The organism is Campylobacter concisus, from assembly GCF_001891085.1.
GTDB classification, from domain to species: domain Bacteria; phylum Campylobacterota; class Campylobacteria; order Campylobacterales; family Campylobacteraceae; genus Campylobacter_A; species Campylobacter_A concisus_O.
The window spans coordinates 13,057-26,445 of sequence record NZ_JXUP01000003.1 but is presented as its reverse complement, the minus strand read 5'-3'; the positions used below and the strand labels follow the sequence as shown (position 1 = coordinate 26,445).

16 protein-coding genes are annotated in these 13,389 nt (G+C 37.8%); 6 read left to right on the top strand and 10 right to left on the bottom strand.

Features of this window, described 5'->3' with window-relative positions:
- Positions 1-113: 113 nt before the first annotated feature.
- On the top strand, positions 114-332 hold the full coding sequence (locus TH67_RS02140; RefSeq protein WP_072594159.1) for a 2-hydroxyacyl-CoA dehydratase: 219 nt from the start codon (positions 114-116) through the stop codon (positions 330-332).
- 160 nt (positions 333-492) lie between these two features.
- Here TH67_RS02140 and TH67_RS02135 read toward each other — a convergent pair whose 3' ends face one another.
- Genes TH67_RS02135 through TH67_RS02120 form a run of 4 tightly spaced genes read right to left on the bottom strand, consistent with a single transcriptional unit; the run spans position 493 to position 3,450 of the window.
- Positions 493-1,122 carry a tetratricopeptide repeat protein gene (locus TH67_RS02135; protein ID WP_072594158.1) on the bottom strand — a complete coding sequence of 210 codons (630 nt, stop codon included), beginning with the start codon at positions 1,120-1,122 and terminating at the stop codon, positions 493-495.
- The gene (locus tag TH67_RS02130; RefSeq protein WP_072594157.1) at positions 1,123-1,776 is read right to left on the bottom strand and encodes a tetratricopeptide repeat protein; all 654 of its coding nucleotides are present in this window, start codon (positions 1,774-1,776) and stop codon (positions 1,123-1,125) included.
- Positions 1,777-1,786: 10 nt separating this feature from the next.
- Positions 1,787-3,127, bottom strand: a complete 1,341-nt coding sequence (locus TH67_RS02125; protein ID WP_072594156.1) for a dihydrolipoyl dehydrogenase family protein — start codon at positions 3,125-3,127, stop codon at positions 1,787-1,789.
- Positions 3,128-3,129: 2 nt separating this feature from the next.
- Positions 3,130-3,450, bottom strand: coding sequence for a hypothetical protein (locus tag TH67_RS02120; RefSeq protein WP_054196551.1), 321 nt, complete (start codon positions 3,448-3,450; stop codon positions 3,130-3,132).
- Positions 3,451-3,527: 77 nt separating this feature from the next.
- Between TH67_RS02120 and TH67_RS02110 the strand changes: the two genes are divergently transcribed.
- Positions 3,528-4,079: a tetratricopeptide repeat protein gene (locus TH67_RS02110; RefSeq protein WP_072594154.1), complete on the top strand. Its 552-nt coding sequence runs from the start codon at positions 3,528-3,530 to the stop codon at positions 4,077-4,079.
- A 24-nt stretch (positions 4,080-4,103) separates the two neighbouring features.
- Here TH67_RS02110 and prfB read toward each other — a convergent pair whose 3' ends face one another.
- The gene (gene prfB / locus TH67_RS02105) at positions 4,104-5,204 is read right to left on the bottom strand and encodes a peptide chain release factor 2 (RefSeq protein ID WP_072594153.1); all 1,101 of its coding nucleotides are present in this window, start codon (positions 5,202-5,204) and stop codon (positions 4,104-4,106) included.
- Positions 5,205-5,324: 120 nt separating this feature from the next.
- On the opposite strand from prfB, the gene panC reads away from it, so the two are divergent.
- The 3 genes from panC to tilS are packed head-to-tail and all read left to right on the top strand — an operon-like array spanning position 5,325 to position 8,445.
- Complete coding sequence (gene panC / locus TH67_RS02100; protein ID WP_072594152.1) at positions 5,325-6,146, top strand: pantoate--beta-alanine ligase; 822 nt, start codon at positions 5,325-5,327, stop codon at positions 6,144-6,146.
- Between the two features lie 2 nt (positions 6,147-6,148).
- On the top strand, positions 6,149-7,459 hold the full coding sequence (rimO, locus tag TH67_RS02095) for a 30S ribosomal protein S12 methylthiotransferase RimO (RefSeq protein WP_072594151.1): 1,311 nt from the start codon (positions 6,149-6,151) through the stop codon (positions 7,457-7,459).
- A complete protein-coding gene (gene tilS / locus TH67_RS02090; protein WP_072594150.1) occupies positions 7,456-8,445 on the top strand; it encodes a tRNA lysidine(34) synthetase TilS in 990 nt (329 codons plus the stop codon). The genes rimO and tilS overlap by 4 nt, the downstream gene beginning before the upstream one ends.
- Positions 8,446-8,491: 46 nt before the next feature.
- Here the strand turns inward: tilS and TH67_RS02085 are convergent, their stop codons facing one another.
- A complete protein-coding gene (locus TH67_RS02085; RefSeq protein WP_072594149.1) occupies positions 8,492-9,418 on the bottom strand; it encodes a ribose-phosphate pyrophosphokinase in 927 nt (308 codons plus the stop codon).
- 227 nt (positions 9,419-9,645) lie between these two features.
- Here TH67_RS02085 and TH67_RS02080 point away from each other — a divergent pair, with 227 nt between their 5' ends.
- A complete protein-coding gene (locus TH67_RS02080; protein ID WP_072594148.1) occupies positions 9,646-10,005 on the top strand; it encodes a DUF488 domain-containing protein in 360 nt (119 codons plus the stop codon).
- Between the two features lie 9 nt (positions 10,006-10,014).
- Here TH67_RS02080 and TH67_RS02075 read toward each other — a convergent pair whose 3' ends face one another.
- The 4 genes from TH67_RS02075 to TH67_RS02060 all read right to left on the bottom strand — a co-directional run bounded on the left by TH67_RS02075 (position 10,015) and on the right by TH67_RS02060 (position 13,374).
- Positions 10,015-10,839 carry a pyridoxamine kinase gene (locus TH67_RS02075; RefSeq protein WP_072594147.1) on the bottom strand — a complete coding sequence of 275 codons (825 nt, stop codon included), beginning with the start codon at positions 10,837-10,839 and terminating at the stop codon, positions 10,015-10,017.
- Positions 10,840-11,706 carry a radical SAM protein gene (locus TH67_RS02070; protein ID WP_072594406.1) on the bottom strand — a complete coding sequence of 289 codons (867 nt, stop codon included), beginning with the start codon at positions 11,704-11,706 and terminating at the stop codon, positions 10,840-10,842.
- 46 nt (positions 11,707-11,752) lie between these two features.
- Complete coding sequence (hemE, locus tag TH67_RS02065; RefSeq protein ID WP_072594146.1) at positions 11,753-12,775, bottom strand: uroporphyrinogen decarboxylase; 1,023 nt, start codon at positions 12,773-12,775, stop codon at positions 11,753-11,755.
- Between the two features lie 92 nt (positions 12,776-12,867).
- Complete coding sequence (locus TH67_RS02060) at positions 12,868-13,374, bottom strand: YqhA family protein (RefSeq protein ID WP_072594145.1); 507 nt, start codon at positions 13,372-13,374, stop codon at positions 12,868-12,870.
- Between the last annotated feature and the right edge of the window lie 15 nt (positions 13,375-13,389).

Sequence of the window (13,389 nt, the reverse complement as noted above, 5' to 3'; positions counted from 1 at the left end):
CAAAAAGGCTATCAGTATGCCTCAATCACAGCTACTGGGCATGGAAGAGTAAGTGTAGAAGCGGATGTAGTAGTTTTTGAAAACTGTATAGGAACTAAAAATTTAAAAATAATATGAGTACACAAGGCGACCTTATAGAAAATATCGCTAAACGTTACTTAAAGATACCCTATTCTGTAATATACAAAAACGACGCAAGATCTGATGCTATCAAAAAATTTGTAGATGAATATAAAGCAGATAGTGCAATAGATATCGTTTTAAGTGGCTGTCACACTTACGTAATAGAAACAAACAAGATAAAAGAAGCCAGCAAAGAGAAGCTGGTGTAAGCTATATAAGTCTTTAAACTAACTACTCCAAACAAGATATTGGCGAGATCTGTACACACTTGGAGACATTTTTAGAATTTCTCGAATAAAACATCAAATTGTAAAAGACTCAAGAAGAACCTTTGTTGATTTATTGCGAATTTTTAGAACAGCTTTTTGACTAGTATCGCTTTTTCTCCACACACTTACCAAGCTGGCAAGCTCTTTTGTAAAGTGTGTCTGCCTTTGCTTCATTGCCGCTTAGCTTTGCAAGCAAAAAGCATGACTGAGCATACTCAAGCTCGCAGCTCTTTGCCAAAAGCCTCAGCACTCTAGCCTCGGCCTTAGTTCTATCTATCTTATGAGTCTTTAAATTTTCACTTTCGATGTAGGATTTTAGCCCCATAGCCTCATTATAGCAGCCAACGCCATCGCCACTATCACAAGCTAGTTTATAAAGTTTTAGAGCTTTTTCTATATCTTTTTGCTCATCAATCAGCCCTTGCTCATAAATTTGACCTAAATTTGAGCACGCCGTTACAAGCCCAGCATTGCAAGCCTTTTCGTAGTAGCCTTTTGCTTTTACAAAGTCCTTTTCGTTGCTAAAATTTACAGCTAGGTTGTTGCAGTCGATGCTATTTCCGCTCTCGCAGTTTTGCATCATCTTCTCTTTTTCAAGCTCAAGACGCTCTACCCTAGCCTCTTCATCACTTTGCCAAAAGCCAAAGCTTACCATCTTTTGCCACGACCAGCAACCACTAAGCATAAAACTCATAGTCAAAATAAGACCAAAATTTAAGACCTTTTTCACTTACATTCCTAGCTTTGTGCCTAGTCTTTTCATCTGCGGGCATGCCTTGCTTAGCCCACGAAAGCAAGCGACTTTATAAATTCCATAAGCCCTTTTTTCGTCTTTATTAACACCAAGACCAAGCTCATACATCGCTCCGATATTGGCGCAACTTGGCAAATCACCAGCATTGCATGCATTTGTATAAGCTTGCATTGCTAAGTAATAATCTCTCTTAACGATTTCGCCTTTTCTGTAAGCATTGCCTAAGTGATAGCAAGCTTGCATGCCTCCGCCATTGCAACTTTCTTTATAAATTGAAATTGCTTTTTTTGGATTTTTTTTAACTCCGAGTCCAAGCTCATAAAGAGTGCCCAAATTTGCACAACCGACTTGCACCTTAGCATCGCAAGCTTTTTTATAATTTGTTAAAGCATTTTCATATTCTTTTAAAAGCTCGTAATTTACACCCAAATCGTTGCAAGCTTCCGCATCGCCTTCTTCGCATTTTGGTATTAAAATTTCGATTGCATTTCTTGAAATTTGCTCTTTGTTTTGCACCACCTTTTCGTCCTTTGGTTGCTGCCACGAATCATCTTGTTTTTGTCCTATACCAATCACATTTAAGCAGCCAGTGAAAAATAAAGCCGATAAAAGCAATAAATATTTTTTCATTCTTTTCCTTTTAAAATTGTCCAAATAAGTCATTTAGTGCTTCACTGATACTTGGATGAGTGAAAATTTGATTTTTAAAGAAATTTGAGTTTGCTTTTAAATTCATTGCAATTGCGATTTCATTTATCAGCTCATTTGCATAGATGCAGTGAAAGCTAGCACCCAAAATTTCTCCACTTTGTGCATCAACGATAGCTTTTAGCATACCTACATCGTGATTTAGTACTTTTGCGCCTGGTACTGTTGCCATGCTAAGCTTTAGCTCTTTAAAATTTAGCCCAAGCTTGCTAGCTTCTTTTGCATTTACGCCGACTCTTGCTAGTGGAGTATCGGTAAACAGCACATTTGCATGAATGCTTCTATTTTTAGTATTTCTCTTTTTATCGCCAAAAATTTGTGAGAAAACTATCCTAAAATCATCCAAGCTCGTATAAGTGAAAAGCTCTCCGCCACGTACATCACCCACCGCGTATATATTTGGCACATTTGTTTGAAGTGTGTCATTTATCTTTATAAAGCCTTTTTCATTTAGCTCAACTCCAGCAGCTTTTAAATTTAAATCATCTACATTTGCCACTCTGCCAAGTGCGATCAAAAATGCATCAGCTCTAAGGCATCTTTGCTCGCCATTTTGCTTGAAATTTAATACATTTTCTTTAATACACCCTATCTCGCAACCCTCTAAAATTTCAACGCCTTGGACTCTAAGAGCTTCTTTTACGCTATTAGCTATATCATCATCTTCGTTTTTAAGTAGTTTTGAACGCCCTACGATAGTCACTTTTGAGCCAAAATTTGCAAACATTGATGCAAACTCTATACCGATAAAACCACTACCGATAATGACAAAATGCTTTGGTAAATTTTTTAGATCAAGCAAAGTTTGGCTTGAAAATACATTTGAGCTTACAACCTCAAAAGGAGTATCTGCCTCTTTTGAGCCACTATTTATGATAATAAAATCGCCCTCTATTATCTTTTTCTCACCACTTGGCGTTGTTACAAGTACGCTATTTTCACTAGCAAATGAGCCAATACCATCGATCACATCTATATTTTCTTTATCATTTAGCATCGCATAGTTTTTAGCATTCAAAGCTGAGATTAGCTTATTTTTATTTTCAACGCTAAGTGTGTAATATTCGCTTTCAACGCTATTATTTACAAATTTTGCCTCTTTAGCGGCTGTTATTAGACGTTTGGTTGGTATGCAGCCAACATTTATGCAAGTGCCTCCATACATTTTTGGCGATCTCTCTACAAGAGCTACTTTTTTGCCAAGTGCGGCAGCTTTAACCGCTAGCGTTTTGCCAGCTTTTCCAAAACCAATAATTACAATATCATATTTCATTTTCAGTCCCTTATCTTTCCCATTATATAGTAAGTTGTTTCATTTATCTTTTTTAGCTCCATTTTATATTTATTAGCCCAGTTTTTTATAATCTCATCAACTCGCTCTTTTATTTCATTAACGGTAGCTACATTTTTTATCTTTAGTCTATCTTCACTTCCACTCATCGCCACAAAACAAAGGTGTGGCTTTAAATGATCGTTTAGTTCAATTATGCTCTTTGGCAAAAGACCATCAGTATTGTTTAAAATTCTACACATTTGAGCAGTGGTCGTTTCATTGACGTTATAGCCAAGCTGGATTAAAAGTGCATTATGATCCATATCGTTCCTTTTGCTTAAAATTTGCGGGCATTATAAGATAAAATTGGATAAAATCGCCTAAATTTTCAAGGACAAATATGAAAAAATTTATCATTTTTGTGTTTAGTGTTTTGCTATTTTGGGGATGTTCGTTAGATCAAATTTCACAAAATTTTGGCCTTAGCGAGCCACCACTTGATCCAGAGGTCGAACAAATAGCAGATGCTATATATCTATACAATGAAGGTAACTATCCAAAAGCTTGTAAGAGATTTTATGATTACGCAAAAGATGGAAATGTGCTTGCCATGCAGCAAACTGGCGTTTGTTTTCGTGATGGCAAAGGCTTTAGCAAAGATATCTTAAGAGCACTTTTTTGGTTTGAGACAGCTGGCAGATATGGCAATATAGACGGACTAAGAAGTGCTGGATATATATACGAATACGGCCTTGGGGTCAATAAAAATTTAGAAAAAGCGATATATTTTTATGAAAAAGCTACAAGCCTTGGCTCAAGCGAGGCTAGCTACGATCTGGGGCTTATCTATCTAGGTAAAAATGACTATAAGAAAGCAAGAATTTATCTTGATGAGGCTTGCTTTAAAGGTAAAGAAGAAGCGTGCATAAAGCTAAAAGAGATGAAATTTTAGCTCTCATCTCTTTTTATAAATTTACTACGCGTCCGCCTTTTGAGCGATCAAAACACCTTCTATCATCTTTTTGATGTCGCCATCAAGTATCGCATCAGTTTGTGAGTATGCCTCGCCGCTGCGGTTATCTTTTACCTGCTGATATGGGAAAAGCACATATGATCTTATCTGATGCCCCCAGCCGATTTCGCTTTTTTCGATGCTGTTACTTGCCTCTTGTTGTTTCATCAGCTCAAGCTCGTAAAGACGAGATTTTAGCATTTTCATCGCTGTAGCTCTATTTTTGTGCTGGCTGCGGTCGTTTTGGCACTGCACGACGATGCCAGTTGGTATATGCGTGATGCGGATGGCTGATTCTGTTTTATTTACGTGCTGACCGCCTGCACCGCTTGCTCTATAAGTATCTATCTTTAGATCTTTTTCCTCGATCTCGATCTCTATATCATCATCTATTTCAGGACTTACCATGACACTTGAAAAGCTTGTATGACGGCGCCCTGCACTATCAAATGGACTTGTGCGAACGAGCCTGTGGATGCCATTTTCTGCTTTAAAGTACCCATAGGCATTTTCACCTTTTACGATAAAGCTCACATCCTTTAGCCCTGCCTCATCGCCTTCTTGAAAGTCAAGAGTCTCGACCTTAAAGCCCTCACGCTCGCAAAATCTAAGATACATCCTATAAAGCATGCTCGCCCAGTCGTTACTCTCAGTGCCGCCCGCTCCAGGATGGATCGATACGATCGCATTTTTGCCGTCATCTTCGCCGCTTAAAAGCATAGAAATTTCTAAATTTACTATCTTTTCATCTAAATTTTTAGCGTCATCAAAAAGAGATTTTATAGTCTCCTCGTCATTTTCAGAATTTGCTAGCTCAAAGAGCTCCTTTGCATCACTTACTGCCTGATTAGCGTCGTTAAATTTTGCAAGCATATTTGAAATTTTAGTTTTTTCTTTATTTAGTGCCCCAGCTCTTGCGATATCTTGCCAAAAATCAGGATCTTGCTCGGTGGCCTCGATCTCTTTTAGTCTAGCCTTTATCTCTTCAGGCTTTACAATAGAGCCTATGTTTTCAACTTTTGTTTGTAGCTTCTTTAAAAGCTCGTTGTATTCGTAACTATCCAAGTTTTTCTCCAAAAATTTTTGCCGATTTTAGCCAAAAGTTGCTTACATTTTTAAATTTACGCCCTTTTAATCCTTTTTTGTTACAATGCCAAGTTAAAATTTCAAATAAAAAGAGTCAAAATGCAAATCATAAGAACTATAAAAGAACTTGAAAATTTCGTCTCTAGCACAAGCGCAAAGATCGGTTTTGTGCCGACCATGGGCGCGCTTCATAACGGACACGTTAGCCTTATTAAAAAATGCGTGAACGAAAATGAGATAAGTATCGTCTCAACATTCGTTAATCCAACTCAATTTTTACCAGGCGAAGATCTGGACAAATACCCAAGAAACGAACAAAACGACATTAAAATTTGCGAGCAAAATGGCGTTAGTGCTATTTTTATCCCAGATGCTAATGAACTTTACTTTGATGATGAGCCTCTAATTATCGCTCCAAAGAAATTTTCAGCCATCTTAGAGGGCAAAACTAGACCAGGCCACTTTGATGGCGTGCTAAGAGTGCTAAACAAGCTATTTCGCCTAACTCGTGCAAATAGCGTTTACATGGGCAAAAAAGATACACAACAATTAATCATCGTGCAAAACATGATAAAGACATTTTTTCTTAATACTAGCCTAGTGGCTTGCGATATCGTTAGAGAGCCAGACGGACTTGCACTTTCAAGTAGAAATGTCTATATCTGCGACGAAGATAAATGTAATGCTCTAAGGCTTTCAAGATCGCTAAATAAAGCACAAAATTTGATCCAAAACGGCGAGGAAGACACAAGTGAGATCAAAACAAAGATGCTTGAAGTGTTAGAGCCATTAAAGGTTGATTATGTCGCCATTACGGATAGAAATTTAAATGAAATTTCCAAAATAGAAAAAAATAACACCATCATTTTAGTAGCAGCTTACGTTGGTAAAACTAGGCTAATAGACAACATCTGGATCTAAAAATGCCAAAACTTCACTTAATTTCACTTGGCTGTAACAAAAATTTAGTTGATTCTGAGATCATGCTTGGTAGACTGCAAAACTACGACATTACGGATGATATCAGTGACGCTGACGTCATCATCGTAAATACCTGCGGCTTTATAAAATCTGCCAAAGAAGAGAGTATCCAAACCATACTTGAAATGCACGAAGCTCGTAAAAATGGCTCTTTGCTAGTAGTGACTGGCTGTCTTATGCAGCGATATAAAGATGAGCTTATGAAAGAGCTACCAGAGGTCGATCTCTTTACCGGCGTGGCTGACTATGACAAGATCGATGAGATCATCTTGAAAAAGCAAAATTTATTTAGCCCGCAAACTTATCTGCAAGCAAATGAAGAGCGTGTGATAACTGGCTCAAACTACCACGCCTACATCAAAATTTCAGAGGGCTGTAACCAAAAATGCAGTTTTTGTGCGATACCGACATTTAAAGGCAAGCTAAAATCACGCTCGCTTGAAAACATCGTAAATGAGGTTAAAAATCTAGTCAAAAAAGGCTACTACGACTTTAGCTTTTTATCTCAGGACTCAAGCTCATATATGCGCGATCAAGGCGTTAGCGACGGGCTTATAAATTTAATAGACGAGATAGAAAAGATAAAGGGCGTAAGAAGTGCTAGGATACTCTACCTCTACCCAAGTACGACCAGCAAGGAGCTAATTGAGCGTATCATCGCCTCGCCTGTCTTTCACAACTACTTTGACATGCCGATCCAACACATCAGCGAAGATATGCTAAAGATAATGAAGCGTGGAAGTGGCGCTAAAAAGATAAAAGAGCTTTTAAATTTGATGAGAAATGCCAAAAATTCATTCTTACGAACTGGCGTCATCGTAGGACATCCAGGCGAGAGCGAGGAGGATTTTGAGGAGCTTTGCAAATTTTTAGAAGAGTTTAATTTCGATAGAATTTCAGCCTTTGCCTACTCAAAAGAAGAAGACACAGTATCTTTTGAAATGGAGCAAATCCCAGCCAAGATCATCTCAAAAAGACTAAACAAGATAGAAAAAATCACTAAAAAATCGATAAATGAGAGCTTGCAAAAAGAGATTGGAAAGCAAATTTATGCTTCCCTTGAGGGTGAAAGCAGCGAGGGTGAGATGTTTTACGCAGCCAAAAAAGACATCTGGGATAAAGATATAGACGGTGAAATTTTAATAAACGAGAGCGATGTAAAAGAGCTTGAGATCGGCTCACTCTACCTTTGTGAGGTCACTGACGTGGTCGATCAAAAGCTGATCGCTAAAATCATCAAAAAAGCAAAATGATAAGCCAAAATGTGCGAGAAAAGCTAAACTCAGGTGCAAACCTGCTTGCATTCTCGCACGGTATAGACAGCACTGCACTTTTTTACATTTTAGAAGATGCTGGGATCAAATTTGATCTAGCGATAGTTGATTACAATGTTCGAGAGCAAAGCAAAAACGAGATAAAAAGTGCAAAAGAGCTCGCAGATAAATTTGGTAAAAAAATTTATACTAAAAGCGTTTTTTTAGATAAATCAAATTTTGAAAAAAATGCGCGCGAGGCAAGATATGAGTTTTTTGGAGAAATTTGCCAAAAATTTGGCTATGAAAATTTGATCCTAGCGCATCAGTTTGATGATAAATTTGAGTGGTTTTTGATGCAGCTTAGTAAGGGTGCTGGACTAAAAGAGCTCTTTAGCATGAGCGAGCTTGAAAAGAGAAAGCACTTTTGGCTAGTTAGGCCGCTTTTAAATTTACGCAAAAAAGAGCTTCAAAGCTACCTTGACGAGCGAGGTTTGCGCTACTTTGTCGATAAGACAAATTTAAAAGGTGAGTTTAAAAGAAGCTTCATGAGGCTAAATTTTAGTGAGCCATTTTTAGATAATTATTTTAGTGGCGTGCAAAAGAGCTTTGAGTTTTTGGAAGCCGATAGACAAATTTTAATGCCAAATATCACAAAAATAAGTGATGAAATTTTTATCATAAAAAAAGATAGTAATGCGATACGAGGCGTTGATATGGCGGCAAAAGAGCTAAATGTGCTTTTAAGTAAGGCTCAAAAAGATGAGCTAAATGCAAATTTAGCAAAGCAAACAAGCGTGGTGCTAAGTGGCAAGATTGCTGTCGGATACGCAGATACTTACCTTCTAGTAACTCCAATTTGCAAAGCCATAATGCCAAAAATTTTTAAAGAGAAGGCTAGAATTTTAAAAATTCCAGCTATAAATAGAGGCTATCTTTTTGCTACAAATTTTGATTTATCAAAATTAAATTCTAATAAGCATTAAAGATTTGGCTTTTGCCTGCAACACTCAAAGCAAAAGCCAAGATTAATTAAAATAAGCTATTTACGCTTTCATTGTGATATACACGGCGTATCACTTCGCCAAATAAAGAAGCTGCACTTAGCACTTTTATACAAGGAAGCTCCTCAGCTAGAGGGATTGTATCTGTTACCACTAGCTCATCTAAAAAGCCTAGTCTTAGCCTATCGTAAGCTGGTCCACTAAGGACTGGATGCGTACAAAATGCCATAACGCTAGTTGCACCACGCTCTTTAAAAATTTCAGCTGCCTTTACGATCGTACCAGCGGTATCGATCATATCATCGACTAAAATCACATCTTTACCATTTACGTCACCGATTATATTCATCACTTCGCTCTCGTTTGCTTTTTCGCGGCGTTTATCTACGATAACCATGTCAAGATTTAGATTTTTAGCCAAGGCTCTAGCACGAGCAACGCCGCCTACATCAGGACTTGCAACGATTGGATTTGGTAAATTTTTAGCTCTTACGTAGTCATTAAAAATGATACTTCCATAAAGGTTATCAACCGGAATATCAAAAAATCCTTGAATTTGTCCTGCGTGAAGGTCCATAGTGACGACTCTATCGATACCTGCTGTTTGCATCATGTTTGCCACTAGTTTTGCAGTGATCGGCACTCTAGGAGCTGCTTTTCTATCTTGTCTAGCGTAGCCAAAATACGGCACAATCGCTGTTATTGAGCTTGCACTGCTACGTCTTAAAGCATCAGTCAAGATAAGCAGCTCCATTAAATTTGTATTTGTCGGTGCACATGTTGGCTGAATGACAAAAACATCTTTTCCGCGCACGCTCTCGCCGATTTGCACGCTGATCTCTCCATCGCTAAATCTTTTTATACTTGCCTCGCTAAGAGGAAGTGAAAGATATTGCGAAATTTTCTTTGAAAGCTCAATATTAGCCGTTCCTGAGAAAATTTTATAGCCTCTCATAATGATAACCTTTTTAGTGATTTTTATGTTGGGATTTTATCGAAACGAGCTTTAATTTAAATTTATTCTTTTCAGGACTATTTTCTAGTCCTAGTTTAATTCTTATCACCACAATCAAAAATTTGAGCTTTGATTTTACAAACCTTAAAATTTAAACAAGTATAAAAAATATAAGATAACTAAGAATATTTTTTTATTTATAAACATTATAGGACTACAATCACAACATGTTTAAAGCTTATAGAATTTATGATTTTATCAAAGATGATAGTTTGGATATGAAGGCGGCTTTTGTTGATAGACTCTATCCAAGAGGCATAAGAAAAGAGATATTTTCAAATTTCCTTTGGCTAAAAGATATCACACCAAGCACTGCTTTAAGAGAGTGGTTTCATGAAGATAGAGAAGCTAGATTTGGTGAGTTTTGTGAGAAATTTGAGCTCGAGCTTGATAATGAAAAAGCGCAATCTTGCTTTAAAATGCTAAAAAAACTAGAAAAAGAGCATGGCGATATAGCACTTCTAACAGCTAGCAAAGATATAAATCTTTGCCATATCGTTGTGTTATTAAAAATTTTAAATAAGTAGTTTGCCAGCCTATTTTGCAAGAGTGCCAAGCATCTTTTCAAACTGCACACCATACCATGTGCGGTTCTTATCTTTTAGCGTGACTTTAATGCTGCTAAGCACAAAATTTGCCGCCTTTTTTATAGCAGTTTCTATCGTTTCGCCATTTACTAGCGAGCCAAAAAGCACTGAAGCAAATATATCTCCAGTTCCACTCGTGTGAAATGGCAAAAACTCGTGAAAATACTCCACTTTTTCTTTTGTCTTTGCGTCGTAAGCTATGATGCCGCATTCATTTTGCTTGTATCTAATGCCCTTTAGCACGATCTTTCTAGCTCCAAAGCTAGCTAAGCCTTCAAGCAACTCTAAAATATAATCTTGCGTATAGTCACTGCCAAAAAACGGCATCCCGCACATAAAGCTTGCCTCTGTTATATTTGGCGTGATGACGTGAGCCTTTGTGCAAAGTTCGCGCATTTTCATAACAAATTTTTCATCAAATCCGTGATAGAGCTTGCCATTGTCGCCCATACAAGGATCTACAAGTATTAGTGGAGCAGAGTCATTAAACTCATTAAAAATTTTCTCTATCAGCTCAAGCTGGCTAAAGCTGCCTAAAAATCCAGTATAAATTCCATCAAATGCGATATTTTCTTTGTGCCATACTTGTGTTATCTCGTCAAATTCATCAGTCAGATCACGAAATGTGAAATTTTTAAAGCCAGTGTGGGTCGAAAGTAGCGCAGTAGGCAATATGCACGTCTCAATGCCTTGAGCGCTAATTATCGGAAGTGCAACGGTAAGGGAACATTTGCCAACGCACGAGATATCTTGTATTGTAAGGATTCTTTTCATTTATGCTCTTAATTTATAAAATTTTACTCCAGCAACATCGGCTAGATAAACCATATCTTGTTGCAAGAGCTTGTTTAAAATTTGCTTTGAGTGCTCTGAGAAATTTTCTTCAATATTTGCAATAGTTTGCGGACGACGCCTTAGCATTTCTAAAATTTCTTCCTCACTAAAGTTATACTTTTGCTCTATTTTGTGAGCCTTAGCTATATTAACCGGTACGCAACTTATCTGCTTGGCTAGCTCCTCTAGTTTTTTGGCGTCTACACCCTTTACATTGTAAGCTGGTGGGCGATCTATCGTGCCAATATCCACTCGGTGCGGAGCTATCTCATTTATAGCCTCATTAAGCGCTACAAATTCCTCTTCTTTGTCGTTAAATCCAGCCACGACCAAAATTTCAAGCACAAGCTCGCCAGCAAATTCCTTACGAAATTTAGCCATTGCTTTTATAAGTTCATTTACTTCTATGCCGCTTTTGTTGCGATCTATCTTTTTAAATGTACTTTGTACTGCGCTATCAAGGCTAAATTTCACTATATCAAGCCCATGTAGTGCTTCACAAATTTTTGGGTCACACACGCCTGAGCCATTACTCAAAATAAGTGTTTTTGCACTACCTTTTAGCTCATTTACTTTTGCTATCAGCTCTTTTAAGTACGGGTAAAGAGTTGGTTCGCCATTTGCTGTAAGCGTGATGACGTCGATGTTTTGATGAGTTTTTAATGCTTCTTTTAAAGCGCTTATAATCTCATCAACGCTTGGTGGATTTTCTATTGTTTCAACAGTCTTTGCGCCACTTAGCTCGCAATAAACACAGTCAAAATTACATGATTTTTGTTTATGGCTTAGATCAATGCCTAGGCTCATACCAAAACGGCGAGAATTTATCGGTCCAAAGACGATGCAAGGCTTATTACCTTGCACTTTTTGTCTGTACCTGTTTTATAAAATATTTTGCATTCTCAACTGGCACATCAGGCAAAATTCCATGACCGAGGTTAAAAATATGCGGCACCCCTTTCATCGTACTTAAAATTTTATCTACGCCTTCATCTATCGCCTTTTTGCTATAAAGTCTAGTTGGCTCCATATTACCCTGAAGGACGTATCTTGGACTAAGTTTTGCTTTGGCTAGCTTAATCGGTGTACTCCAGTCGACACCAAAAACATCAAAGTTTCCTGAAATTTTATCTAGATAGCCGCTTATACCTTTTGGGAAAACGATGACTGGGATCTCTGGAAACTCAGACTTGACGCTATCAACTATTTTGTTTATGTAGTTAAACCCAAACTCAAAATATGCCTGCTCTTCAAGCGCAGCCGCCCAGCTGTCAAAAATTTGCACTGCATTTACGCCTGCTCTTATCTGCTCTTTGACGTAAAGGATGAGTGCTTGCGTCACTTTTTCTAAGATTTGATGTAAAAATTCTGGATTTTGATAGAGCATTTTTTTGCAAACTGCATAAGTTTTACTGCCACCACCCTCGATCATATATGTAGCTATCGTCCAAGGTGCGCCACAAAAGCCAATGAGCGCCTTATCTTTGGCTAAATTTGCTCTTGTAAGTTTGATCGTATCATAGACGTATGCTAGATTTTTAGTCGATTTTTCGATACTAAGTGCGTCAAGTGCGGCTTTATCACGCAAAGGCTCTGTAAAAACTGGGCCCTCACCCTTTTCAAAACGTAGATCCATGCCCATTTCAAGAGGCACAACGAGAATGTCGCTAAATAAAATCGCCGCATCAACGCCAAGAATTTCAACTGGTTGAAGCGTAACTTCGCTAGCCTTTTTGTAGTCTTTGCAAAGAGATAAAAAATCCCCTGCTTGCGCGCGTACTCGCATATACTCTGGCAAATATCTACCGGCTTGGCGCATCATCCAAACAGGCGTATAAGGGGTAGGTTTTTTAAGACAAGCGTCTATAAAAATCATTAAATTTCCTTTAAATTTTTAAAGGGATATTACCTAAAAATAGCTAAAGAAAAGATGTAGGGGAAATTTTAAGCGTAAAAACGCTTAAAATTTTAGTGATCTCCCTTGTGAAGGAAGTAAAGTCCAAGGCAAAGTGCTAGGATAGAAGCCGCAAGATATGCCATTTCAAGCGGTGTTGTAAAGCTTGCGTGAAGCACCCTTTGGAAGAAATTTACGATTAAGACCATGACGATCACTTTGCCAAGCTTGTCTTTTAGCTCATCAAGTGAATGCACCTCAAGCACCTTGCTCTGCTTTGACTGCTTTAACTGTGTGATCTCTGAGATGAAAAGCTCGTAAATTCCAAAGCTAAATATATAAAGAACAAGCGCCATCAAGTATAGATCGATCGCTCCAACTATCTCGCCAACGACCTCTGAGTGGAAATTTTCAACGTGAAAATCTGCAGCAAAGAAATATTTATAAACCTCTAAAAGTACCTTGCCGACGTCGTAACTTGCGATGATAAAAAGCACGATCGCACCTAAAAGTCCAAAAACTACTGGAAAAAGTGTAAAGCTGTTACTAGCAAGCAAAATTTTTTCAAATATCTTACGCAATAAAAATCCTTCTTA